We start from the raw sequence: 19950 nt of genomic DNA, 5'->3' as shown, positions 1-19950 counted from the left end.
CGATCGCCCTAGATCGTGTCGAACGCCGCGCGCCGCCGCGCCGTTTCGCGGCGCAGTCGCGCGAGAAGATCGGCGTGGCGCGGGTCGGTGGCGAGATTGACGCGCTCTTCCGGATCGGCGCGCAGGTCGTGCACGAACTCGTACGCCGGCTGCTGCTCGAAGTAGTTGGCGTACATGTGCGAGCGCGTGCGCACGCCTTCCCACTTCGGGATGGTGCCGTAGTTCATCGCGCGGAATTCGCAGAAGAACCCTTCCCGCCAGCGCGGCGTGCGCGCGTCGAGGAACGGCGTCAGGCTGCGGCCCTGGTACGGCGGCGGCGCGAGGCCGGCCAAGGCGGTGAACGTCGCCGGCAGGTCGATGTTGAGCGCGAGCGCGTCGACCACGCGGCCGTGCGCAGTCGCCGGTTTGCGCGGATCGCTGACGATCAGCGGCACGCGGATGGACTCTTCGAAATGCGAGTACTTGTCGCCGAAGCCGCGCTCGCCGAGATAGACGCCGTTGTCGGAGGAATAGACCACGACCGTGTTGCCGGCCAACCCTTTCGCCGCGAGCGCGTCGAGCACGCGGCCGACCATGCGGTCGACGCCGCTGACCATGCGGTAGTAGTTGCGCAGATTGGTGCGGAATTTCTCCGGCGTATCGAAGCGCCAGCTATAACGGGTGCGGTTTTCCGATTCGCGCAGGAAACGCGGCAGCGCCTCGAACACGCTCGGGTCGGCCAGCGGCGGCGGCGTCGGATCGACGTCGGCGTAGAGCCCGGCCGCTTCGTCGATCGGCTGGTACTGCGCGGCCTTGTCGTCGTCTTCGGCGTGCACCGAACTGAAGTTCAGCTGCAGCGCGAACGGTTTGGCCGGATCGGCCGAGGCGATGAAGTCGATCGCGTGCTCGGTGTTGATCGCATCGATGTGACGGCCGCGGCTGCCGTCGGGCTGGGGTGGGTGATAGGGACGGTCGCGCGAGTCGAACAGTTCGAACGCGCTCGCTTCGATCTCGCCTTCGGTCTGCACACCGTATTTGCCGATGCAGGCGGTGCGATAACCGGCGCGACGCAGCAGCAGCGGGTAGTAGTTCTGCGCGATGCGCGCTGCGATCGGCGGCGTCAGGAACGAGTAGCCGTGACGATGCTCGGTCAGTCCGGTGAAGATCGAGGCACGGCTGGCGGCGCAGATCGGCGTCGTCACGAAGGCATGGCTGAAGCGCACGCCGGCGGCGGCTAGCGCATCGATGCGCGGAGTCTTGATCAGCGGATGGCCGGCGCAGCCGAGCGAGTCGTAGCGCTGATCGTCGACCAGGAAAAAGACCAGGTTCGGACGCTGCGCCGCACGCGCGCGCAGGCGAGGCGCAGCGGCGGCCGCCGCACCGGCGACGGCCGCTTTCAGCAGCTCCCGACGTTTCATCCTCGCTCCCGCACGCTCCGGCCGTAACGGTCTCGATGATACCTGCGCGATCGACTACGGCTGCGCGGCGACCGCGGCGGGCGAGCGGACGTAGGTTTCGAGCACGCCGCGGATTTCACCGTCGGCGATCGTCTCGCCCTTCTCGGCACGCTCGGCGAGCTGGAAGAATTTCTCGATGCGCGGCTCGCCGTTCGGTTCCGGGCTGGTGGTGAAACTCGGATGCGCCGCTTCGTAGCGCGCCCATTCCGCGCGCACGCCGGTCCAGTACGCCGAGGTCTTCTTCCAATACTCGCGGCCGGCGCCGAAGTCGTAGTCGGCGATGCGCGTGTAGCTGTTGATGCCGCGTTCGCGCGCGAGCGCCTGCACGCTGCCGCCGGGCTTCAGCGCGAGCTTGGTGTTGTCCTGCTCGTGAATCCAGCCGGCCGGCGTCAGCGCGTGGCGGTTGACCACTTCGAGCGCCTGGTAGTCGGTGCGCTTGGTGTATTCGCGTCGCGGCAGCGGACGCCAGACGCGCTCCGATTCCCACACGTTCTCGCCGTTGGCATGGACCCAGCGGCCAAGACCGGCGTAGCGCGGCGCATCGTCCACTTCGTAGACCGTCTGCGACCACGCGCCGTGCGCGTCGGTGGCGGCGACCGCCTGCGTTTCGAAGCGGCCCAGACCGCGGAAGCGCAGCACTTGTTTGGGCTGGTAGCGCCAGTCCTGGCGCCAATGCTTGACCACCGTGTGGTCCTTGCCGAGCACGAGGATGTGCTGCAGCGAGATGTGTTCACCGTCGTCGGCGATGACTTCGACCAATTCGGTGCCGCCCGAGCGCTGCGCCGCCTGCGGCGCGTAACCGGGCGCCAGTGCCGCGGTTTCGTCGAAGGCGAAGCGCACGCGAAATTCGCCGGCCATCGCGAGGATGCTCTTGCGGTCGCATTCGAACGCGGCCTGCGGCGTGGTCGGCGTCTGCGCACACGGCGGCGTGTAGGTCGCCGGTGCGGCTTCGGCCAAGGGCTTGGGCGCCTCCTTGGCGGGTTTGCTCGCGTAGGTGGCGCAACCGGACAGACCGAGGGCGGCGGCTAGCGCAAAGGCTGGCAATGAACGCATGGACATCTCCTTCAAGCGGAATGCAGGGGTGAAACGAGCTCGGCGCCTTCGCTGCGCGCGATCGCACGCGCCAGCTCCAGGCCGAGCAGTGACATGCGCAACGGCGGCTGCGCATCGAGCGTGCGCAGCCACGGCAGGCGGCTGAGTTCGAAGCGCAGCACGCGCGCGCGCCAGGGGCTGCCGAGCCGCGACAGCGCGCCGCGCAGGAAGGCCGCGTGCGCGTGCCAGCGCGGCGGCTCTTCGCTGGCCGGCGCCAGCCGCGCCGCGGCGGCCATTTCATCCCAGGCGAGGTAGTCGGTATCGGGCAGCAGGAACAATTTCGCGCGCACCTCGTCCTTGGCGTCGCGGAAACTCAGCCACTCGCGCGGGCCGTGCGGCGTGACCGCGGTGTGCGCGGCGATTGCGCTGCAGCGGCCGAGCACGGCCAGCGACGGATGTTCGAGCAGCACGATGCCGCGCGCGCCGATCAGCGCGCGCATCGCCGGGCTGCGCCGTTCGCGCCGTTCCAGCCACAGCACGGCGCCGAGCCGCGGCAGCCATTCGGCCAGCCGCGGCAGATCGAGCGCGACGCAATCGCGCATCGCCGGCGCTTGCGCCGGCGTCGCCGCCGGCTCGCTCCAGCTGCCGAAAGGTTCGCCGGCGGGATCGAACGGCAGCGCATTCCAGTCGTCGTGATAGTCGCTCATGGGGCGCCTCGCGAGCGGGGAGAATCGGTCAGAAGGTCGCGCGCAGACCCACGCGCACGGCGCGGCCCGGTTGGCTGTAGCGGTCGATGGTCGCCGCGCTGTAGGGAATCGCGTTGACCGAACCCCAGGTCCAGTAGCGCCGATCGGTCAGGTTGGTCAGCGCGCCGAACAGCTCGAGACGTTCGTACGGCTTCCAGCGCGCGTAGAAATCGAGCGTCGCGTAACCGGGTGCGGCGAACAGCGCCGATCCGGCTGCTTCTGCCATGGGCAGGCGATCCTTGTGCTCGACGAAGCGGCTGAACAGCTCGGCGCTCCAGTCGGCGCGTTCGTAGCTGAGGCCGACTACGGCGCTGAGCGGATCGACGGTGGCGAGCGGCTGCTTGTCGGTCTCGTCGTCGCCGCGTGCGTAAGCGATGTTGCCTTGCAGAGAGAAGCCTTCGAGCGCGTCGTTGAAGGCGCCGAAGTTGAGGCCGTAACGCGCCTCGGCGCCGCGGATTTTTACGCGACTGCGATTGATCGATTGGAAGATCTGCAGGCCCGACTGCGGATCGATACCGACGAACGCGGTCGAGTCGATGAAGTCGCGATAGCGGTTTTCGTAGACCGACAGGCTGGCGTAGCCGTAGCGGCCGTTCGCGCGCAGTCCGAGTTCGACGCCGTTGCTGGTTTCCGGCTTCAGCTTCGGATTGGGTCGCGCGGTGTAGCCGAACTGCAGGTTGGTGAAGCCGATGTTGACGTCGTTGTAGGGCGGCGCGCGGAAGCCGTGCGCGTACTGCGCGAACGCCGACCAAGTGTCGTCGAAGCGCCAGATCGCACCGAGTTTGGGCGACCAGCTGGTGTGATCGATGTCGACCGGATGGACGCCCGGGTTGTCTTCGGCGAAGACCGGATCGCGGCGCGGTTCGAGCTTGTAGTAGTCCACGCGCAGGCCCGGCGTCAGGCTGAGGCGTCCGTCGAACAAGCGCATTTCGTCCTGCGCGAAGAACGCAGCGGTGGTGGTGTCGCTGGTCGGGAAGTCGCGCACCGGAAAGGTGTCCGGCGAAACGACGTTGGTGACGTTGCCGGTGGTGACGTCGCGCTGCCAGCCGTCGCGCTGCTCCTCCGTGCGCGTGCGCGTGAGGTCGACACCGTAGGTGATCGCATGCTCGATGCCGCCGCTGCTGAAGTCCTTGTGCGCGGTCGCTTCGGCGCCGAACACGCGCTGGTCGAAGGTGAAGCGGCGGAAGCGCTGCTTTGGATTGGTCAGGCCGGCGTCGCTGCGCGTCCAGCGGTCTTCGCGCGTGTCCTGGGTGATTTCACTGCGCTGCACGTACAGCTTCCAATCGAGCCGATCGGCCAGCGCGGACGACAGCGGCAGTTCCTGATCGAACGCGGCGCGCAGGCGCTGACGCGTGTCGCGGCCGTCGAGCGCGGTGGTCATGGTGTTGGTCAACGCGCTGTAGCCGAGACTGCTGAGCACGTCGGTGTCGACCTTGCCCTTCTCGCCTTCGAAGGTGAGACGGTCGACGCGGCCGGAATCGGCGGTGTGCACGTACTTGGCCAGCAGCGAGTCGCTGCGCGTGTCCTGCGGATTGGGCCGCGTGCGGCGCGAACTGGCGCTGTCGTTCTCGCCCATGTTGTTCTGCGCATTGCCTTCACGATGCGTCGCCACCAGCACGAGGCCGTCGCTCGCGCTGCCGCCGGCCCAGGTGCCGCTGAGCGCGGTCTCGCGGCTGGCGCTGTCATAAAGCCATTTGGCCGAGGCGAACTGGCCGCCGTCCTTGCCGAGATAGTCGGCCGGATCCTTCGTCATGAAGGAGACGACGCCGGCCAGCGCGTCGGAACCGTACAGGGACGACGCGGCGCCGCGCACGATCTCCACGCGCTTGAGCACGTCGAGGTCGACGATGTCGCGACCGGCGCTGGAGAAGCTGCCGATCTCGAACGCATCGGAGATCGGAATGCCGTCGATTTCGATGCGCACGCGATTGCCGGAGAGGCCGCGGATGGAAAAGCCGCCGGCGCCGAAACGATTGCCGCCGTTCGCGCTGCCGGTGATCGACACGCCGGGCTCGTAGCGGACGAGATCGGCGATGTCGTGCATTTGGCGGCGATCGATTTCGCGCGCGTCGATGATGCTGACTTCGCTGGCGACGTCTTTCTGCGCGCGCGGCGTCTTCGTCGCGGTGACGACGATGCGTTCGAGTTCGTCGACGATACCGAGATCGGGCTTGGCGTCTGCTGCGGCGTCGTCGGCGCGCGCGAATCCGGCGAGCGCGAGTAGCGCGGCGCCGACGAGGGGTCTGCGGATCATGCGGTCCCTGTTGGACAGTCGTTTCGGAACAACTGGCTGGCGAGGAACCGGGATGGCGACCGGCTCTGGGCTGGCGACGTTGGAGCGATGAACGGCGCGAGCGCCGGTCGACGCGGCAGTGGCCGCGTCGGATTGCTTGGGTGACGCTTTACTTGGTCAGGATGAGCTTGTCGTTGCGCGTCAGGCGCAGGCGATATTCCTGCCCGGCGTGCTCGATGACCAACTCGTTGCCGCCGCCGAGCAGCTTGCCGCTGGCGATACGCAGCGGCGACAGGCTGCGCGGACGGTGCTCGTTGATCGAATTGCTACGCGTACCGGAGTCGGAAAGGCCCGGCGCAGCCTGGTGTGACTCGAACATGGCTTAACTCCCGCATCGTGGTTGCGGGGTAAATGATAACGATTCTCATTTAACTGTCAATCACCCGAGTGCGATGGGGATTCCGACATGAGTGCGCGCGACCTCGTCGTCTTCGCCCAGCCCGGCAATTGCCGCAAGTCGATACAGTGCGCGCACGCCGCCAGTGACTGTCGAGCTTCGTCGAACGGCCGGTGGTCGCGGTGCCGTCGTGGATGCAGCGGGTGGTCGCTGGGGTGCAGCGAGCGGTCTGAGGTTTTTCGATTGCGATACCTACACTGGATCGCGACACTTCTCGAGTGGAGTACGCGGAGGAACACCGCGTTCCCGCCGCAAGCAACGCGGGCACTCTCGATGGGTCATCGCTCTATCGATATGTCATCCGATCGAACAGGAGATGCACCATGAAAATGCCCGCTGCTTCGGCTCTACTCGCCTGCGCGCTCGCAGTACCCGCACTCGCCGCCCCGCCCGCCCCCATCGAAGACGCCGCTGCCGTCGCCGCCATCAAACAAGTGGAACGAGAGATGGGAGATGCCATGGTGGCAGCGGACATCGACAAGCTCGGTCAATTTTTCGCAGACGATTTCGGGTCCGGCAAGCTCACCACCAAAGAGACCCTTCTGCAGAACTTCAAGTCCGGAAAGGACAAGCTCGAATCATTCGAACTCGGGCCCATCGATGTGCAAGTGTTCGGCAACATCGCGACGGCCATTGGCAGCTCGACCGAAAAGAGAACCAAGGACGGGAAGGACATCAGCGGCAAGTTTGTTTGGATGGATATCCTCGAAAAACGTGATGGCAAATGGGTCGTCGTGCGCGATGTCGCCCGAGAGATCAAGTGAGGACGTTTGCGCAGCGGCCGCCGCGCCGATGCGCGTGAACTGATTGGCCGAATTCAGCCACTGCTGGCCCTGCCGTCGCCAGACATTGAGATAGCGAATGCGCCAGGGCGGCGCGTCGGCAGGCGCGGCGGCGATGCGAACCTCGGCTACGCCGGTGACGACCGCCGCGACACAGCGGTAGACGCTGATTTCCAGTGAAGAGAGCTCGAAGCTGCGCGCCCAGCCGCGGCTGCGACCGTCGACGAAGGTCGCCATGACCGCATCCAGCCGGCGCACGCTGCCGTCCGGCTGGACCGACAGATAATCCGGCGCGAAGAAAGCGCGCGCTTCGGCGATTTCCCAGCCGTCGATGTTGACGCGCGCGCCACGCAACTCGCGGTTTCGCACCGCCTCGACGTCGGCACCCATGCGCGTGAATTCCGGACAGTCGGCTGCCGGCGGCGAAGCTCCGCACGGCGCGGCGAACGTGAAGAAATGGGCGAACAACAAGAGGGACAAGGCGACACGCATACGACCTCCGGCAAGTTCGGAGCGGACCGTGGCAGGCGCTCCGTGGATGGGACATCATTCGAGCGGCCGCTACCCTATTCGAGCTCTAAGCGGGCGGCGGAAAAATTCCACCAGCGGTCGGTGACGGCGATGAATCGACATTCCGCTCGGCTGAAGGACGACAGGACGGACACGCCCAGCTCCCTCCGGCATCTGGCCTGGGCCGCCGCCGCGACCGTGGCGATCGGTTTGCTCTATGCGGTGGTCTTCCATACGACGATGGGTTTGGCTCCGGTCGAGGCGACGCTGTACGCCGTTACGAACGCCGTGCCGCTGAGCCTGCTCGCCGTGCTGTTCGGTATCGCGGTGCGCACAGTCGTATGGCCGCTCCCGCCGCCGGCCCAGATCGCCTTGCATGGTGTGTTCGCGCCGGCATTCGCCGCCACTTGGTACGGTTGCATCGTCGTCCTGCAAGCGATCTTGCGAGTAACGGAGGGGCGCCCTTTCGAGGTCGGGCATTTTTCGCCGCAGGCGCTGGCCTGGCAGAGCGTGCAGGGTCTCGCCGTGTATGCCGCCATCGCGGCGACGATCTACGCCATCTCCAAGCGCCAGACGGCTTCGCCGCAGCCGCCGAGCGATCGCCTCGATCGCTACTTTCGCAAGGCCGGCGACACCATTCATTGCGTCAACGTCCGCGACATCGTGTCGATCAGCGGTGCGCAGGACTATTCCGACGTAGCGACCGTGTCAGGACGCCATCTCGCCCGCTTCAGCCTCGCCGAATTCGAGCGGCGGCTCGATCCGGCGCGCTTTCTCCGCGTGCACCGTTCGGGCATCGTCAATCTCGATCATTTCGAACGCGCCGAGCCCGCCGGCAGCGGCTGCTTCCTGGTGACCCTGCGCAACGGCGAGACCGTAAGAACCAGCCGCGAAGGAGCGCGCCGATTGCGGGCGCTGACGTTCTGAGGCGAAGCCGGTGCCCGGATCCGCGCGCTCAGCGGTAGATCCGCTGCAACTCGGTCTTGAACGCCGCCGGCAGATTGTCCTGCGCGAGCAGCCCGTCGAGATAGGACGGATCGTCGGCGCCAGTGAGCGTATCGAGCGGAAGCGGCCCGAGCAGTTTCGACAGCGGGACCGCACCCACCATTCCGGCGCCCATGGCGGAGATCTTGCGCGGCGCATCGGCTTCTTCGGCGAAGCGCGGGCGGATGGAAACGCCGGCGGGCTCGTCGTGATCGAGTTCGAGAAACCAGCGCGGATGCGCGCCTAGCTTGCGTGCGCCCGCCGGCGGCGGCGCTTCGAGGTCCTGCGCGAGCTTCTTCAGATTCTGCAATCCGTCACGCAGGCGATCGGTCGTTTCGCGCAAGCTCAAGCGGCTGCCGAAGGCCGCGGCGTCGGCTTGACGCAAGTCCAGGCGGCGTTGCCGATTGCCGACTTTCCAGTTCTCGAGCCCGGCGTTTGTGCCCATCAAGCTCGGCAGGCCGTATCGACGCACGCCGTCGATCATCACCAGGCGGATGTCCGTTTCCTTCGCAGCGATGAGATGGAGATACGGATCCTTGCGCTTGGTTCCGCCGACGACGATCAGATCCGCACGCTTACCCGCTTCGAGCGAACCGAGCGCGCCGTGCCACTTCACGATCTTCGCGGCATTGCGCGTCGCCATCGCAACGATCGCCTGGGTCGAGAGCGGATTGCCCGACGCTTGCGAGTACGCATAGGCCACTTTGAGCTCGCCCAAGAGATTCTTGCTGCCGCTCGGCGACCAGTCCGAACCGATGCCGATCAGCACCTCTTCCGCCGCCGCCGATTCGATGTCCGCGGTCTGCCCGTACAGCAAGAGATTGCTGAGCGGCGACCACACCATCGCGCCGCCGTGCGCGGCCAGAAGCTTGAAGTCGGCGCGCTTCAAGGCGACGCAATGGATGCCGGCGAGCGCGTCGGTAATTGCGACTTGTCCGTCGGGCAGCCGCAGCGCATCGAAGTGGTTGTGCGCACGCTGGTCGGTTCCTTCGCTCAAGTGCAGCAGTAGGCAACTACTCTGTTGCAGCCGTTGCAGGAACTTGGCGGCGTCCTCGGCGACCACATCGACGATGCGCGCAGCCGCCGCTGGCAAATCGGGGCCATCGGACAGCTCGACGTTGCGCAGCAAGCCGGGGTAGTAGCGGCGAATGCCGGCGTCGCTGAACAATGCGATGCCTTGCGAGGTGGTGACGCCGCCGAGCAAGGCTTTGCATTCGGCGTAGCGCGCGATCGCTTCGGGATAGCCGTCGGTTTGGCCGAGCACGTTCATCGGCCCGCTGATCAGACGGCGGTAGTCGGGATGGCGCGCCCAATCGTCGCGATTGGTGTAGCGCTTGGGCACCTTCCACAAGGTCAGCGCGTTGTAGCTGAGGTGGTTGTGCAGGTCGATCAGGCCCGGATAGATCGTGCCGCCGACCGCACGCGGCGCGACCGCCTCGAAGCCGGGCGGCGGCGGAGCGCCGGCTGGCCCGACGCCGGCGATGCGAATGCCGTCGATGTAGACGAGGCCGTCTTCGAGCACGCGATCGGCGGCGTCCATGGTGACGACGCGTCCCTTCAGCACGCTTTTCGCGGGCTCAGCCATCGGCGGGCTCCGCGGCGGGCGCGATCCAGATCAGCGTGTGGCGATCGTCGGGACGCGGCCGCGTCACGCCGGTGCGCAGCGGCGGGGTGCGCGCACGCAGCGCGGCGTCGTCGCCGAGAAAGGCCGGCGCTCCGAATGGGAGGTCGCGCCGCGGGATCGCTGCGTAGTCGCTTTCCTGGAAGCTCGCGCCGTAGTTGGGCAAGTCCGTCTGACCGTCGGCATCGGGCGCCACGATGCCGCGCAACTGCGTCACGGCCGCGCGCCAGCGATCGAGCAGTTCGGTTTCGTCGCGGCTGCTCGGGTGGGGAATGGCGAGCAGCGGCAGATCGCCGCGGCCCGGCCACAGCTCGATCGCCCGACGCGCCTGCACGCCGAACGCGACCACCGCTTGCAGCGCCGGTCGTTTGGCGCGATCGAACAAGCGGTTGCGCCAGGCGATCTGGGCGGGTTGCGTCAGCACGTCGTCGCCCTGCGCGGACTCGCCCGGAATCAGCGCGTAGGAGAAGGCGTTGAGGCAGAGATAGGAACGCGTGAGGCCGAGCTTGGCCAGAAATCCCTGCACGCGCTGACCCGCGTCGCCGATCAGGGTGCGGCCGGCGATGCGTTCGGTGGCGCCTGGGTCCGAAGCGACGCAGAGCAGTTTCGCGCTGCCGTCGAGACGGCCGCGATAGAAGATCGGCCCCCAGTCGTACCAGAAGTGCGACTTGAGCGTGCCGTAGTCCGGGCACGCCGCGAACAGCTTGGCGTAGGCCTGCGGCGGCCCCTTGTCGAATTCGATCATGGCTTGCCCCGACGCTGTCGATCCGCTGCGCCGTCGCGCCTCGCGCGACATCCGCTCCCAGGTCTAACGCCGTTTCACGGGCGGAACTGACAGCGGGCGACTTACGGCCGTCGCAGGGCTACGAGCTGATGTCGGCCTGGACGCGCGCAAGCCGGCGTTGGCCGCCTTCGCCGAGCAGTGCGCGCAAGTCGTCTTCGACGTCCTGACAGAGACGCGTGATCGGCACGTCGTTCGCGCTGCCCTCGAACGGATTCTCCGTGCTCTCGCCTACCTGTCGGATGGACGCTCGCGATTCTCGGCGCCATGGCAGCACTCCGATGTCGCTCACGGATCGGCCACATGCGTCTCGCACGAACTCGCCGGCGGCGCGAGCGCGACCACATGTTCGATGCCGCGCCGAAACAACTTGGTGCAGGGGCTAATACGTTCGGTTTCGCGGATCAATTCCGCTGCCAGTCGTCGATCGAGACTGGGCAGGCGAACTTGGATCTGCGCCAGCAAGAGGAAATGCCCGTCGACCGGATCGCGCGCGAAACTCACGGCGGCCTCCACGCTGGCATCGACCAAGGCCACGCCGCAGCGATCGGCGAGCGACGTCAACGCGCCATGGAAGCACGCCGCATAACCGGCCGCGAGCAGTTGCTCGGCGTTGGTACCGCCGCCCGGACCGCCGAGCGCGAGCGGCCTTCGCAGCTGCGCCGCGAAGGTGCCATCGTGGGAAATCGCGATACCGGAGCTGCGACCGCGCTCCGCTTCGGCGCCGCTCACGCAGACGCGTTCGGTGTACAGCGATTGCAGAGGCTCCGCGTGGCGGCTGATCAAGGGATGAAGCGGCGATCGTCGCGGGGCGTGCATGCGTTTTCTCGTGCGGCAGGCGCCAGATGCGCGCACGCCTCAGCGCGGAGCGCGTGCCGGGTCTTGGCCTGCGAACTGAGAACGCTCGAACCAGCGCTCGAAATTGGAGGCACCCTTCCACTGCGCATGCGACGGAACCAAGGACTCGAGGGCGAGCTCGGCGCCGAAGTACAGCGCGTGCGCATCGGCGACGACCTCGCGCGGGTCTTCGATCCGCGTCATGAATCGTTGCGCGAGCCCGGCCAGCGGTTCGCGCTCGGGGCCGGCGATCTCGACGATGCCGCTGGCCGGCGCCTGCAAGGCGAAATGCGCGACCGCTTCGGCTACGTCCTCGGCCGCGATCGGCTGCACCAACGCCGACGACAGCCGCACCGTCGAGCCGTTCGCGCCCGATTCGATGATGCCGGGCAGGAAATCGAAGAACTGGGTCGAGCGCACGATCGTGTAGGGAGTGCCGGAGTCGCGGATCAACTGCTCCTGCGCGAGCTTGGCGCGCATGTAGCCGCTGGCGACCAGCTGGTCGGTGCCGACCACCGATAACGCCAGATGATGGCCGACGCCGGCCTTCGTCTCGGCCGCGGCGATGTTGCGCCCCGCCGTGCGGAAGAATTCCAGCGCGGGTGCGTCTTCGAAGGACGGCGAGTTGGCCAGATCCACCACGATCTCGGTACCGACCATCGCCTCGTCGAGGCCCGCGCCGCTGAGAATGTCGACGCCGGTCGCCGGCGCCGCAGCGATCGCCTCGTGTCCTTGCTCGCGCAAGCGCGCCACGACTTTGCTGCCGATGCGGCCGGTGCCGCCGATGACTAGGATTTTCATTGCGACCTCGATCGATCGAAAAAGGGATGCGGCACGCAGCGCGCGGCCGGATGACGCTTCGATCGAATGCTAGGAGCGCTCGCGCAGGGACAGTAGCCCCGGTCAGGGCCGCGCGATGTTTCCCACCGCGCATCAATCGACGCGGCGCTCACGCGGCGGCGCTGATCTCGCCGAGCGGCGCCACCGCGTCGTGCTCCGCGCGCATTGCATGCCGCTTGAGCGTGGCGCAGTCCAGATCCAGGGCGCGCACCTGATGGGTCATGAAATCGACGAACGCGCGGATGCGCTTGGGCAATTGCTGACGGCTCGGATAGCACAGATAGTGGCCGCCATCGTCGGGCGCATACGGCTCGAGGCAGGCGATCAAAGATCCGCTGCGCAACGCCGCGCACACCTGATAAGCAGGCAATTGCGCCAAGCCCTCGCCCTCCAACACCGACTGCAACACGAGTTCGGCGTCGTTGAAAGCGAGATCGGCCTGCGGCATCACGCTGACGGCGCGCCCGTTCGTCTTGAAGCTCCAGGGACGCACACGGCCTGTCGGCAGCAACTGATTGACGCAGGCGTGCGCGGCGAGACCCTCGATCGAATCGGGCAGGCCACGGCGGCGCGCATACGCGGGCGATGCGCAGACCAGCATGCGCATCGGGATCAGCTGCTTCGCGATGACTTGGCTGTCGTCCAGTACGCCTTCGCGGAACGCGACGTCGACGCGGTCGGTCACCAGATCCGCTTCGCGCTCCTGCAAGGACAGCTCCACCTCGACCTCGGGACAGCGCGCGCGGAACGTGCGCAGCAACGGCGCCACTACCTTGCGTCCGAAGCTGGGCGTCGCGCTGATGCGCAGCAGTCCGCGCGGCGGACCCTCGCGCAGATCGCGCATTTCCTCCAGCGCGTGCAGGATGCGTTCGACACCGGGACGGCAGCTCTCGAAGAACCGTTCGCCTTCGCGCGTCAGCGAGGTCGCGCGCGTGGTGCGCTGGAACAGACGCGTGCCGAGCTGGCCTTCGAGCTTCTGCACGCTGCGGCTGACCGCCGAGCGGCCGACACCGAGGCGCTCGCCGGCACGCGCGAAGCTGCCTTCGGTGGCGACCGCGATGAAGGCGACCACGCCGGCGTAGCTGGCCGAGAAACTCGAGATCAGAGGATCGTGGCCGTCGAGCGGCACGGCGGCGAGCGCGTTCATCGGCGCTCCCTCTGCATGCTTTCGAAGCGAAGGGCGCGACCTCGGCAAACCCAGGCATTGGTGTTCATATCCGGCTAGACGTTCGAGCGGCGCGCGTTGTGACAGCGGCGCGACCGATTGATGCGCCGCACGCAACACCGTGCATCCGCTCAGGCGCCTACTGAGGCGTCGGGGCAAGCCCTAAGTTGCGCTTCAGCACGGCGCCGCGCGTTGCGCCGATCTTTTCGTCCCCCAGGAGTTGTCCATGAGCGAGCGCCTCAACTACCAACAGCAGTCTCCCGAGCTGTTCAAGAAACTGATCGAACTCAGCATGCAGGTGCGCAAGTCGTCGATCGAGCAGTCGACCCTCGACCTGATCAACCTGCGCGCGTCGCAGATCAACGGCTGCGCGTTCTGCGTCGACATGCACGTCAAGGAAGCGACCCTGCGCGGCGAACGTCCGCTGCGCCTGCACCACGTCGCGATCTGGCGCGAATCGACCTTGTTTGCTGCGCGCGAACGCGCCGCGCTGGCCTGGACCGAGGTCCTGACCCAGCTGCCGCCGCAGGGCGTGGCGGACGACATCTACGAACGCGTGCGCACGCAGCTGTCGGAGAAGGAAATCACCGACCTGACCTACGCGGTCATGTCGATCAATGCGTGGAATCGCATCAACTGCGCGTTCCGCTCGGTTCCCGGCACGCTCGATAAGGAATTCGGCCTGGATAAGGCGCAGCTCGCCTGAACCCGGCCGCAGCGAGCACCCGCTGCGGCGTTCGACCTTCCCGCCACCGCGCTACTCGGAGATCGTCATGCTCAAGACCTGTTTGCTCGGACTGTCCGTCCTGCTCTGCTGCGGCAGCGCCGTCGCCGCCGATCGCGCCGCCACCGCGCACGCGCCGGAAGCCGTCGTCACGCCGTTGATGACACAAGCCTTGCCGGAGTTTCCGGGCAAGGAAGTGACCCTGCTCTTGGTCGAGTATCCGCCTGGCGCCGCCGATCCGGTGCATCGCCACGATGCGCACGCCTTCGTCTACGTGCTGGAAGGATCCATCGTGATGGGCGTCGCCGGCGGCACGCCGGTCACTCTCAAAGCCGGCCAGACCTTTCACGAAGGCCCGCAGGATTTGCACACCGTCGGACGCAACGCGAGCAAGAACAAGCCGGCCAAGTTCATTGCGGTGCTCTTGAAAGACCAGGGCAAGCCGGCGCTGATCCCGGCCCAATGATCGATTCGATCGCAGCCGCGCCAGCGTGCCGATGAGGGACTAGGCGGCGTGCCACAATGTGTACATTGGGCGTGCCGGTGTTCGCATGGAAGACCCGATCCAAATCTTCAGCCGATTGCAGCCGCGCATGCTCGGGGCTGCTTACCGCATGCTCGGCTCGCTGTCGGACGCCGAAGACGTGGTGCAGGACGTGTGGACGCGCTGGCACGACGCCGACGTCGAGCGCGTGGAGAACGCGGAAGCGTGGCTGGTGACCACCACCACGCACCGCGCCATCGACCGCCTGCGCCAGGCGCGCAGCGAGCGCGAGAAGTACAGCGGCATCTGGTTGCCCGAACCGGTGCTCACCGACGGCCCGGCCACGCCGGAACAGCTGCAGGAAGCCTCCAGTGATCTGTCGATCGCGTTCTTGACCGTGCTCGAACGGCTCGCGCCGGATGCGCGCGCCGCGTTCCTGCTGCGTGAGGTGTTCGACGTCGACTACGCCGAGATCGCGAAGCTCTTGGACAAGAGCGAGGCGGCATGCCGGCAGATCGTGCATCGCGCCAAGAGCCAGCTGCGCGAGGCGCAGCCGCGCTACGCCGTCTCCGACGACGTGCATCGGCGCTTGCTGCGCCGTTTCGTCGACGCGATGTCGAGCGGCGACTTCGCCGCGCTGAAAGGCATGCTGGCCGAGTCGGCCGAACTGATCGGCGACGGTGGCGGCATCGTCAACAGCTTCCCCAAGCCGATGGTCGGCGGCCAGCGCATCGCCCAGCTGTTCTATGCCTCGACATTGGGCGCCGATCGCGACGTACGCAGCGAGCTCGTGCTGATCAACGGCCGCTGGGGCGTGCTGCGCTACATGCGCGGCGAGCTCGAATCGGCGCAGTCCTACGAGACCGACGGCGAACGCGTGCTGCGCATCTACGTACAGCGCAATCCGCACAAGCTGCGGCGTATCGCGGCGCATCAAACAGTCGCATTGCAATAGGTCGCAGCGCGACGGAGAGCAGCGATCCTGATTTGCCGTCAAAAAAAGCGTGCGTGCTTCTTTTCAGAAGCACGCACGCAACGCCCCGACACTCTGCGGGAACTCACCGATGCGCTCAGACTTCCGCCCTGCCCTTCGTTGTTCGACGGACGGCTCGTCTCGGCCACCCAGCGAGGACTTCGTTCGAAGTCCTCGCTCGCTTTAGGCGCCTTGATTTCAGCGATGCTTGGTCTTGCTCGCGTTGGAACCGCCGATGGGCCGGTGCGGCGCAGTCGGACGTTTCGACCCTTCGGTTGCATCGACGGTGACGTCGTCCACGTAGACGTCACCATCGTCGCTGCCGGTTGCGGCGTAGTCGAAACGAATCTCGTGCGCTGCGTCGTTCGCATAGCTGGAGACGTCGATCGACACACTAGTCCACGCGCTATCCGCTTCTGCAGCGAGCACATCGAATGTCCAAACTTGCGTTCCGTCGACGGACACTTTCAGCGTCGCCGTGCCGCCACTCGGCAAGCCGCCCACTCTGCGCCAGAAGTTCAGATAGCGCGCACCACCGCTGGCGATCGTCACGCTCTGCAACCAGTGCTGGCTACTCGCCTCGCCCCAACCGCCGCCCCAGGCCACGATGTCGCCGGTGTGCGCATCAGTGGTGGGTCCCAGAGGATCGCTGACGCTATAGAACGGTGTGCCCGTGCCGTTGTCGTCGACACCGGTCCAGTCCGGATTCTCCTCGGTGCTGCCGGGTGTGGCTTCGAAGCTCGGATCTTTCACTGGCTGCTCGAACGGACCAACGTCCGATGCATCGAAGCCGTCCTTGAAGATCGTATCGTTGCCGGTAACGGTCAGCGCGACCGGCACCGCGACGACCGGCTTTGCGGTGTCGTTGCTGCTGACGCAAACGTTCGCGCTGTAGCTGCCCGCAGCCAAGCCGGTCGAATCGAAGCTGACGACGACGCTGCCGCTCGCATTCGGCGCCGACGTGCCCGAGGCCGGCGTCGCGCTCAGCCACGGCACGTCGGCGAGAGCGGTGCAGACTCCGGCAGAGCCGCGCGTACCGTGACCGCGCAAGACCAAGTTGGCCGGATTGAAGCCGTCGATACCGATGTCTTCGGGCTTCTGCAGCGCGAGCGCGGACAGGTCCGGCGGATCGCCGATGGTCGCGTCGAAGTCGGTGCCGAGCCAGCTGCGGCCCGTGCTCGGGCCGGCGTCGAAGGTGGCCGGGCTGCCGCCGGTCGCATCGCGCGCGACCACCGCGATCAGCACGTCGCCGGCCTTGCTGACCGCGATGCCGCTCGGGATGGGCACGTTCTGCACCGCCGTGTCGAGCACCGACACCGCGACGTTCTTGACCGAGCCGAGCACGGTTGCGCCATTGCTCGGGTCTTGGTCGTCGTCCTGGTAGACGTAGACGTCGAACTTCTCGCCGAGCACGGCGCCGTTGCCGCCGCCGTCGAGGCCACCGAGGAACTGCACGTCGACGCGGTCGAGCGTGAACGGCAGATCCGCCGCCGCCGGCGTGAAGCGGTTCAAGAAGATGATCGGCGTGCCCGGCCCGACACCGAGCACGTTTTGGCCGAGACCGACGTCGATCTGCAGGTTGACGTCCTCGCCACCGGTCGGCGTGTGCTCACGCGCGGGAATGCCGTCGGCCACGCTGTCCAGCGACAAAGTCACGCTGGCCGGCTGCTCGCCGACGGTCCAGGTCAACGGCGCATCGCCGGTGTTCTTCACGGTCAGCGTCTGCGTCTTCGTTTCGCCCGGCGCTTGGCTGCTCGCCAATGAAACGGGCGTGACGTCGATGCGCGGACCGACCGCTACGGCGTCGCTCTTCTTGACTGCGACCGGCAACGTCAAGGCATCGCCAGCGGCCGGCGTCAGCGCGACTTCACCGAACGACCAGGCGTTCAGCGCCGAGGTGCCGACATCGATCGTGATCGTCAATGCCTGGGTTCCGCCTGCGGCGACGGTGAAGCTCGCCGGCGCCACGGTTCCGGCCAGCGTGCCGCCGTTGGTCGGCTGCACCGCGGCGGTGAAGCTCTGCGCCGTCGTGGTCGGATTGCGGAAGGTACGCGTGAAGGTGCAGGTGCCGGCGCACTTGGCCTTGGACAGACTCGGCTCGTTCAGCGCGGCGAGATCGCCGCCGTCGTCGGGGTTGGCCGCCTCCATGTTCGCCGCGGTTTCGTTCATCACCAGCGGCGAAGCGGCCGCGCGGGTCAGGTCGGTGCGGCCGGCGCCGCGATCGAACGGATCGGCGAGGTCGGTGCCGTTCAATTTCTTGACGCCATGCTTGCCGGTCAGCATCAGCGCCGACTTGATCTCCATCGGCGTCCAATCCGGATGCAACGCGCGCAGCAAGGCACCGGAACCGGTGACGTGCGGCGTCGCCATCGAGGTGCCCTGCATGAAGCCGTAGGCGCCGGGCTGTCCGGAAACCGCGGCGAGGATGCTGAGGCCGGGCGCGGTGATCTCGGGCTTGAGCAAGTCAAGCGGCGAAGCGGTGCCGCCGGCCGGGCCGAGCCGGCTGAAGCTGCCCATGATGTCGGCGTAGGCCGGATTGTGGTTGAAGGTCGGCGGCGTGGTGCGGTCGGCGGTCGCGGTCGCGCCCGCATGCGACTGCATGTAGGTCGTCAACGCCTGTCCGTCCGCTTGCGAGATCATCATGCCCGGAATGGTCGTACCCGGCATGTACATCACGATCGGCGCGACCGGACGGATGTGATAGATCACCACGGCCGCCGCGCCAGCCGCCTTGGCGTTGTTGACCTGGGTCGAGAACGTGCAGCCGGCGCGGATCACGGCGACGAAGTTCGCCGGCGTGTTCGGCGGCGCGGTGAAGGTCGTGCACGCGGTCGCATCGCCCGTGCTGGCCACGAGCGGGCCGGTGATCGGAGCGGTGTAGGACGGCGTTTCGCTGTCGTCGAGGATGCCGTTGGCGCCGGCCAGGGTGCCCAGACCCGGCACTTCGACGTGACTGTTGGAATAGAAGCGATCGTGGGTCGAGGCGCCGACGGTGATCGTCCACGGCTCGAAATGGTTGACCGATCCGGGCGGTGCGTTGCCGGTATCGAAGTTGCCGGCCGCGACCGCGACGAAGATGCCGGCTTCCGTCGCGTTGCGGAATGCGATCGAGGTGTCGTCGCCCCACGGTTCGGTGCCGCCGCTGATCGAGAAGTTGATCGCGTCGACGCCGTCGGCGACGGCCTGGTCCGCGCCCGCGGCGGTGGCGTCGTCGGTGCAGGTGCCGTCCTGGAAATTCGGCGGCGGCGCGAAGCAGACCTTGTACATGATGAGGTTCGCCCGCGGCGCCACGCCCGAAACGGCGACGGTCGCGCCGTCGGCGGTGGTCGCCTGCGCGTGGTTGCCGCCGGAGGTGCTGGAAGTGTGCGAGCCGTGGCCGTGGTGGTCGGTCGCCGTGGTCGCCACGTCGGGCGAGCCGGGCGGCAGCGTGCCGATGTAGGTGTAGGCGCCGATGAGCTTGTCGTTGCACTTGCCGGCGTCGGTGCCGCCGGTCGCGCAGGTGCCGAGATAGTTGCCGGCGCCGCGCGGATTGACGTGCTGGTACCCGTTCGCATCGGTGGCGGCGAACGACGGCGAATCGAAGTTGATGCCGGTGTCGATGACGCCGATGACGGTGCCCTCGCCCTGCGTGCCGGGTGCGCCGCCGGTGTTGGTGCCGTCCCAGATCGACGGCGCGCCGATCCAGGCCGGGCCGGAGTCGGTGACGAGTTTGCGCAGCTGCGATTTGCGCACGGAGACCACGTTCGGCAGCTTGGCCAAGGCCGCGGCTTCGCTCGCGGTCACCTCGATCGCCAGACCGTTGAGCGCATAGGTGTAGTTGAATTTCGCCTGCAGCGAACGTCCGAGCGCGGTGCCGGCGGTGCTCAGGAAGGCATGCTGCTTGTCGGCCAGATAGGCGACGTAGGCTCGGCTCTGCGGCGCGCGCGCGTCGAGTTTCGCCGGACGTCCATTCACGCTCGTGCGCGGCGCGGCAGCGAGGCCGGCGACGCCGCCGGCATAGGTCGCCAAGGGCGCTTCGCTGAAACGCACGATGTAGGTGCTGCGTGCCGCCTCCTGACTGCTGAAAGTCCGGCCTTGGGCGGCAACGGCGGCTGACGGATCGGCGACCCATCCCGCGGTGCCGATCACCGCGGCGATCGCGGCCGCCAGCGCGGTGCTGAAAGGTGTTCCTTTACTGGGCATTGCAAGTACTCCGACTGATGAGCAACGAAGCGCACCGTCGAACGTACGGTCCGCCTGCCTCTCGAGGGTCGGCAATCGCTTGTGCGGCTGCGTGCGGTGCTGTCGTCGGGTGACGGTCTTCGCAAGAAGCAGGCGATGTCGCCGTGGACGAGCCGCCCCTCGG

The 19950-nt window shown here is 67.1% G+C and carries 16 protein-coding genes and 1 pseudogene; 5 read left to right on the top strand and 12 right to left on the bottom strand.

Annotation, left to right across the window (positions count from 1 at the left end; all coding sequences use genetic code 11):
• Window positions 1–8: 8 nt before the first annotated feature.
• The 5 genes from AC3QL3_RS00365 to hemP form a co-directional block, all read right to left on the bottom strand.
• The gene (locus AC3QL3_RS00365) at window positions 9–1397 is read right to left on the bottom strand and encodes a sulfatase family protein (protein WP_492896227.1); all 1389 of its coding nucleotides are present in this window, start codon (window positions 1395–1397) and stop codon (window positions 9–11) included.
• A gap of 54 nt (window positions 1398–1451) precedes the next feature.
• On the bottom strand, window positions 1452–2489 hold the full coding sequence (locus tag AC3QL3_RS00360) for a DUF6607 family protein (RefSeq protein WP_492896226.1): 1038 nt from the start codon (window positions 2487–2489) through the stop codon (window positions 1452–1454).
• 11 nt (window positions 2490–2500) lie between these two features.
• Complete coding sequence (locus tag AC3QL3_RS00355) at window positions 2501–3175, bottom strand: hypothetical protein (RefSeq protein ID WP_492896225.1); 675 nt, start codon at window positions 3173–3175, stop codon at window positions 2501–2503.
• A 28-nt stretch (window positions 3176–3203) separates the two neighbouring features.
• Window positions 3204–5468 (bottom strand): TonB-dependent hemoglobin/transferrin/lactoferrin family receptor, encoded by a 2265-nt coding sequence (locus AC3QL3_RS00350; RefSeq protein WP_492896224.1) that lies wholly within the window; start codon window positions 5466–5468, stop codon window positions 3204–3206.
• A 148-nt stretch (window positions 5469–5616) separates the two neighbouring features.
• Entirely contained in the window at window positions 5617–5826 is a 210-nt protein-coding gene (gene hemP, locus AC3QL3_RS00345) for a hemin uptake protein HemP (protein ID WP_492896223.1), read from the bottom strand.
• A 401-nt stretch (window positions 5827–6227) separates the two neighbouring features.
• Here hemP and AC3QL3_RS00340 point away from each other — a divergent pair.
• Window positions 6228–6578, top strand: a pseudogene (locus AC3QL3_RS00340) (nuclear transport factor 2 family protein); the annotation flags it as partial.
• Here the strand turns inward: AC3QL3_RS00340 and AC3QL3_RS00335 are convergent.
• Complete coding sequence (locus AC3QL3_RS00335) at window positions 6483–7076, bottom strand: nuclear transport factor 2 family protein (RefSeq protein WP_492898816.1); 594 nt, start codon at window positions 7074–7076, stop codon at window positions 6483–6485. The pseudogene AC3QL3_RS00340 and the gene AC3QL3_RS00335 overlap by 96 nt on opposite strands.
• Before the next feature lie 231 nt (window positions 7077–7307).
• Here AC3QL3_RS00335 and AC3QL3_RS00330 point away from each other — a divergent pair, with 231 nt between their 5' ends.
• Window positions 7308–8123, top strand: coding sequence for a LytR/AlgR family response regulator transcription factor (locus AC3QL3_RS00330; protein ID WP_492896222.1), 816 nt, complete (start codon window positions 7308–7310; stop codon window positions 8121–8123).
• A gap of 28 nt (window positions 8124–8151) precedes the next feature.
• On the opposite strand, the gene AC3QL3_RS00325 is transcribed toward AC3QL3_RS00330, so the two are convergent.
• The 5 genes from AC3QL3_RS00325 to AC3QL3_RS00305 form a co-directional block, all read right to left on the bottom strand.
• Window positions 8152–9765, bottom strand: a complete 1614-nt coding sequence (locus AC3QL3_RS00325; RefSeq protein ID WP_492896221.1) for an amidohydrolase family protein — start codon at window positions 9763–9765, stop codon at window positions 8152–8154.
• Window positions 9758–10546: a uracil-DNA glycosylase family protein gene (locus AC3QL3_RS00320; protein WP_492896220.1), complete on the bottom strand. Its 789-nt coding sequence runs from the start codon at window positions 10544–10546 to the stop codon at window positions 9758–9760. Before AC3QL3_RS00320 ends, AC3QL3_RS00325 begins: the two co-directional genes overlap by 8 nt.
• Before the next feature lie 324 nt (window positions 10547–10870).
• On the bottom strand, window positions 10871–11401 hold the full coding sequence (locus AC3QL3_RS00315; RefSeq protein WP_492896219.1) for an OsmC family protein: 531 nt from the start codon (window positions 11399–11401) through the stop codon (window positions 10871–10873).
• A gap of 39 nt (window positions 11402–11440) precedes the next feature.
• Window positions 11441–12220, bottom strand: a complete 780-nt coding sequence (locus tag AC3QL3_RS00310; protein WP_492896218.1) for an SDR family oxidoreductase — start codon at window positions 12218–12220, stop codon at window positions 11441–11443.
• A gap of 148 nt (window positions 12221–12368) precedes the next feature.
• Complete coding sequence (locus AC3QL3_RS00305; protein WP_492896217.1) at window positions 12369–13406, bottom strand: LysR family transcriptional regulator; 1038 nt, start codon at window positions 13404–13406, stop codon at window positions 12369–12371.
• Window positions 13407–13650: 244 nt separating this feature from the next.
• Between AC3QL3_RS00305 and AC3QL3_RS00300 the strand changes: the two genes are divergently transcribed.
• From AC3QL3_RS00300 to AC3QL3_RS00290, 3 genes are all read left to right on the top strand, one after another.
• The gene (locus tag AC3QL3_RS00300; RefSeq protein WP_492896216.1) at window positions 13651–14130 is read left to right on the top strand and encodes a carboxymuconolactone decarboxylase family protein; all 480 of its coding nucleotides are present in this window, start codon (window positions 13651–13653) and stop codon (window positions 14128–14130) included.
• 67 nt (window positions 14131–14197) lie between these two features.
• Window positions 14198–14614 (top strand): cupin domain-containing protein, encoded by a 417-nt coding sequence (locus AC3QL3_RS00295; protein WP_492896215.1) that lies wholly within the window; start codon window positions 14198–14200, stop codon window positions 14612–14614.
• Window positions 14615–14699: 85 nt separating this feature from the next.
• On the top strand, window positions 14700–15587 hold the full coding sequence (locus tag AC3QL3_RS00290; protein WP_492896214.1) for an RNA polymerase sigma-70 factor: 888 nt from the start codon (window positions 14700–14702) through the stop codon (window positions 15585–15587).
• Between the two features lie 216 nt (window positions 15588–15803).
• Here the strand turns inward: AC3QL3_RS00290 and AC3QL3_RS00285 are convergent, their stop codons facing one another.
• A complete protein-coding gene (locus tag AC3QL3_RS00285; protein ID WP_492896213.1) occupies window positions 15804–19787 on the bottom strand; it encodes a S8 family serine peptidase in 3984 nt (1327 codons plus the stop codon).
• Window positions 19788–19950: the final 163 nt, after the last annotated feature.

It is taken from the genome of Dokdonella sp. GW821-FHT11D02 (genome assembly GCF_058808595.1).
The sequence above is the reverse complement of the archived record's forward strand: the minus strand, read 5'-3'. Positions and strand labels throughout refer to the sequence as shown.

Excerpts from the sequence above, each read along its gene's own strand:
- AC3QL3_RS00320 (WP_492896220.1), bottom strand. The coding sequence starts at position 10,546 with ATGATCGAATTCGACAAGGGGCCGCCGCAGGCCTACGCCAAGCTGTTC.
- AC3QL3_RS00290 (WP_492896214.1), top strand. The coding sequence starts at position 14,700 with ATGGAAGACCCGATCCAAATCTTCAGCCGATTGCAGCCGCGCATGCTC.
- AC3QL3_RS00315 (WP_492896219.1), bottom strand. The coding sequence starts at position 11,401 with ATGCACGCCCCGCGACGATCGCCGCTTCATCCCTTGATCAGCCGCCAC.
- AC3QL3_RS00325 (WP_492896221.1), bottom strand. The coding sequence starts at position 9,765 with ATGGCTGAGCCCGCGAAAAGCGTGCTGAAGGGACGCGTCGTCACCATG.
- AC3QL3_RS00300 (WP_492896216.1), top strand. The coding sequence starts at position 13,651 with ATGAGCGAGCGCCTCAACTACCAACAGCAGTCTCCCGAGCTGTTCAAG.
- AC3QL3_RS00310 (WP_492896218.1), bottom strand. The coding sequence starts at position 12,220 with ATGAAAATCCTAGTCATCGGCGGCACCGGCCGCATCGGCAGCAAAGTC.
- AC3QL3_RS00365 (WP_492896227.1), bottom strand. The coding sequence starts at position 1,397 with ATGAAACGTCGGGAGCTGCTGAAAGCGGCCGTCGCCGGTGCGGCGGCC.
- AC3QL3_RS00350 (WP_492896224.1), bottom strand. The coding sequence starts at position 5,468 with ATGATCCGCAGACCCCTCGTCGGCGCCGCGCTACTCGCGCTCGCCGGA.
- AC3QL3_RS00355 (WP_492896225.1), bottom strand. The coding sequence starts at position 3,175 with ATGAGCGACTATCACGACGACTGGAATGCGCTGCCGTTCGATCCCGCC.
- AC3QL3_RS00305 (WP_492896217.1), bottom strand. The coding sequence starts at position 13,406 with ATGAACGCGCTCGCCGCCGTGCCGCTCGACGGCCACGATCCTCTGATC.
- AC3QL3_RS00335 (WP_492898816.1), bottom strand. The coding sequence starts at position 7,076 with ATGGGTGCCGACGTCGAGGCGGTGCGAAACCGCGAGTTGCGTGGCGCG.
- AC3QL3_RS00360 (WP_492896226.1), bottom strand. The coding sequence starts at position 2,489 with ATGCGTTCATTGCCAGCCTTTGCGCTAGCCGCCGCCCTCGGTCTGTCC.
- AC3QL3_RS00330 (WP_492896222.1), top strand. The coding sequence starts at position 7,308 with ATGAATCGACATTCCGCTCGGCTGAAGGACGACAGGACGGACACGCCC.
- AC3QL3_RS00295 (WP_492896215.1), top strand. The coding sequence starts at position 14,198 with ATGCTCAAGACCTGTTTGCTCGGACTGTCCGTCCTGCTCTGCTGCGGC.
- AC3QL3_RS00285 (WP_492896213.1), bottom strand. The coding sequence starts at position 19,787 with ATGCCCAGTAAAGGAACACCTTTCAGCACCGCGCTGGCGGCCGCGATC.
- hemP (WP_492896223.1), bottom strand. The coding sequence starts at position 5,826 with ATGTTCGAGTCACACCAGGCTGCGCCGGGCCTTTCCGACTCCGGTACG.